The sequence below is a fragment of the Methanoregula sp. genome (genome assembly GCF_002835825.1).
Taxonomy (GTDB): Archaea; Halobacteriota; Methanomicrobia; order Methanomicrobiales; family Methanospirillaceae; genus Methanoregula.
Genome location: NZ_PIZH01000242.1, coordinates 1 through 3,542, shown reverse-complemented (window position 1 = coordinate 3,542; position 3,542 = coordinate 1). Strand labels below are relative to the sequence as shown.

The 3,542-nt window shown below is 51.9% G+C and carries 4 protein-coding genes; 3 read left to right on the top strand and 1 reads right to left on the bottom strand.

Features of this window, described 5'->3' with window-relative positions:
• Positions 1–230: 230 nt before the first annotated feature.
• From asd to CW742_RS09020, 3 genes are all read left to right on the top strand, one after another.
• On the top strand, positions 231–1,250 hold the full coding sequence (gene asd / locus CW742_RS09030) for an aspartate-semialdehyde dehydrogenase (protein WP_292419407.1): 1,020 nt from the start codon (positions 231–233) through the stop codon (positions 1,248–1,250).
• Positions 1,251–1,263: 13 nt separating this feature from the next.
• Entirely contained in the window at positions 1,264–1,548 is a 285-nt protein-coding gene (gene albA, locus CW742_RS09025) for a DNA-binding protein Alba (RefSeq protein ID WP_292419404.1), read from the top strand.
• A 106-nt stretch (positions 1,549–1,654) separates the two neighbouring features.
• The gene (locus CW742_RS09020; RefSeq protein ID WP_292419401.1) at positions 1,655–2,125 is read left to right on the top strand and encodes a hypothetical protein; all 471 of its coding nucleotides are present in this window, start codon (positions 1,655–1,657) and stop codon (positions 2,123–2,125) included.
• A gap of 216 nt (positions 2,126–2,341) precedes the next feature.
• On the opposite strand, the gene CW742_RS09015 is transcribed toward CW742_RS09020, so the two are convergent.
• A complete protein-coding gene (locus CW742_RS09015; RefSeq protein ID WP_292419399.1) occupies positions 2,342–3,475 on the bottom strand; it encodes a DUF373 family protein in 1,134 nt (377 codons plus the stop codon).
• Positions 3,476–3,542 lie beyond the last annotated feature (67 nt).

Here is a 3,542-nt window from a genome sequence, read left to right as displayed (position 1 = left end):
TTTTTTTGTATATTATCGTGTGTACCCCGATCAAAGGACGGCCGGGTTTTGCGAGTGTGTTGCGCCTCTGGCAGCGGCGATACATTCTGCCGTGATGCTGCTGGCGACATATTTCCCGTTATATAAATTATAAAAAACAACGTTTTTATCATCATAAGTGAAATGGGATTTTACAACCCGCCATTATTCAGGAAGAAACGGGGAAATCGAACTTACAGGACCTAATCATCATGATCAATGTTGGAGTGCTCGGTGCTACCGGCGCGGTTGGTCAGCGATTCGTTGAACTTCTTGCGGAACATCCCTGGTTCAAACTTACGACGCTTGCCGCTTCCGATCGCAGTGCGGGAAAAGCCTATGGAAAGATTGTGAAATGGCGCCTTGATACGCCATTTCCGGAGAATATCGGGAAGATCAAAGTTGTCCCTACCTCTCCTTCCGCCATGAAGAATGTCGACCTTGTCTTCTCTGCCCTTCCGGCGGAGATCGCGACCGCTACGGAGACGGAGTTTGCGGATGCCGGCATTGCTGTCTGCAGCAATGCCAGTTCCCACCGCATGGAACCGATGATCCCGCTCGTTGTCCCGGAAGTCAACCCGGACCACCTGGGCCTGATCGATGTCCAGAAGGATGCTGGCTGTGACGGGTTCATCGTCACGAACCCGAACTGCTCCACCATCATGATGGTTACAGCGCTCGCACCCCTGCGGAAGTTCAGGTTCACGGATATCCGGGTCGCGACCATGCAGGCGATCTCCGGTGCGGGGTTCGAAGGTGTGGCAGCTATGGCGATCTACGATAACGTCATTCCCTACATCGGCAAGGAAGAGGAGAAGATGGAGACTGAGGCGCTCAAGATTATGGGCACGCTGAAAGGAAGCAAAGTCCAGAATGCGCCTTTCAAGGTCAGCGCAAGCTGTCACCGGGTGCCGGTCATTGATGGCCACACCATGGCAGTCTGGGCGGACATCAAGGAGCCGCTTGCAAAAATCCGCAAAGCATATCAGGATTACAAGCCCCCGATCAACGGCCTGCCGACCCAGCCTGCGGAATCGGTGCACTTCTTTGACGAGGAGCCTGACCGTCCCCAGCCCCGTCTCGACCGCATGAGGGGAAAAGGTATGACCGTCTCGGTCGGCCGGCTCCGCGAGGGGGTCCGGTTTGTTGCCATGGGCCATAACACGATCCGTGGCGCTGCCGGCGCAAGTGTACTGAATGCAGAACTGATTGTCAAGAAGAAGTATCTCTGACCGGGAGGCACCTATGCAGCAGCAACCAAGAGAGAACACAGTATTTGTCGGCAATAAGCCGGTCATGAACTATGTACTTGCCGTGGTCACCCAGTTCAACAATGGTGCACCCGAAGTTGCGATAAAGGCCCGGGGAAAAGCAATTTCCCGTGCAGTGGATACCGCAGAAATTGCCCTGAACCGCTTCCTTGAGGGTGTAACCAAGAAAGAGATCCTCACCTCAACGGAGATCATCGATACTGACACCGGTAAAACGAACGTATCGTCCATCGAGATCATCCTTGCCAACAACAAATAATACATTTTTTATATTATAATCGCCGCAATTTTCCATGGTTTTTCGCCGATAAACGGCTGAATATAACCAAAAACGCTTTAAGGGCTCTTCACGAAATGAGTATGTTATGCGACCTTGTGCCGTGGCATTGTTCCTGCTCCTCGCAGTATTCCTGGCAGCCCCCGTCCTTGCTGCCGAGGAAGACCGGTATGGGTACATCAAGGTACATGATGTCGATGTCCAGCTGGACAACGGTACTGCAAATATCCACGTGAACTATTCAGTTGATGAAAGCACCAGAATTATCTTCTTTTTCTTTGGAAAACAGGACCTGAAGAACAAGCTGATGAAGATCCTGAATTATAATGACGCAAAGATCCAGCGTATCGATCTCGAAGGTGCCGAGTTCACGGTCAATGAAGCGGCAGTGTCCTATGGCGACGGGATCTACTGGTACCCGTCCCATACCTTCAATGTCGTTATTCCCAATCTTACCGTCAGATCCCCGCAAGTGACCCGGAACTTCACGATGGTGCGTGAATTCCCCAGCGGGATCGGGTATTTCTCCCTTGCAGAAGTTCCCGTCCGCAAGGAGTAACAGTCACGTTGCCTTTTCCTCTGCGTTTCCAAGGTGATGTTTCGGTTCGCTTCTTTTGTAACAAGAGAGCCACTTTTTTCAAAACAGAACCATGAAAAGCTAATGAAATGGTAAGAGGATCGGCATGCCATCATGCCGGGCTTTTATCTCCTGCCGGCAGATAAGGCCTGATAGGTAATGGCCGGAAAAAAGAATCGTAGTAGTAAGAAAGATACTTCAGATCACTTCGATGATCTCTTCTTTTTTCTGTTCGGCCACCTTTTTTGTCACATAGGTCTGGATCAGGACTCCCGCAACCGCGGCGGTTATCCCGGCGATGGTATCCCAGAGAATGTACCGGGATATGGTCTCCTGGGAGAGCGGGAAGTCGGGCACACCCAGGGTGGGGATCAGGTAGATGGAGGCTGCATAAAGGAGGAGGCCGATTGCCGTGACAAAGAACGGGAAGACGATTACCTTGCCGAGGTTCTTCCGATCATTCTGGTACACATCGATGATAACGCCAACAGAGAGGACAAGCCCGGCAAAGATGAGCCATTCGATAGCACCATAGATGAATGTCACAAGATAGGTAATCAGCCCCAGGCTGCTGTCGGCGGAATAGTAATGGAGGATATTGTAGAATCCTTGCGTGAAACCGATGATCACGAGCAGGATCGTTGTGGTGTAAGTGATGAACGAGAACCGCCCGCGGGAGAGGGAAACCCGGAGGGCATCCATGATCCCGTGCATGAGTTCGTCGAACCCGAACCCTTTATACAGGAGGAAACACCCGATCACCATGACGACAATGATGGTGGCAAGGCCGGGTGCACCAAGCAGGAACGCGCTTGCATAGAGCAGCATGGCAAGGCCTATCGGAATGAAGACCATGCGGGAGATCTTCGGGTCATCGAAAAGTTTCTTCAGGATATAATAGGTGCCTTCGAGATTGGGCATCTGGTTGACGATAACCCTGCGGATGCTGGAAATGGGGAGGAGTGACTGGATGATGGGGATGACATACTCATCTTCGGCACCGTCCGTGACAAGGATGCAGTTCGTTGCCTTTGTCTCTTCCACGACTTTCTTGAGTGAGGTTGCGATTCTGCGGTCGCCTTCGATCATGTGGAGGTGGTTCCCGGCAACGACAGCGACTGCTGCGTCCTCTCCTTTTGCCGTCAGCTCATCATAGATTTTGATCGCAGAGAAGATAGCATTGACATCGGAGTCCTCGGGATCGGTGAGTGCCAGGGTATTAGCTGCTTTTAAGCACGCGGCGCGGCCGATGCACGGGCTCTCGATTTGGGCCTTCCAGCCGATATCGTCGTCCCGGTCAACACTCAGGACCAGCGTCCGCCCCTCTGTCATTGTACTATAAAAATGCCGTAAATCTATTAAATCATTGCTGACGGCAGAAAAATGGGAAAATGGGGAG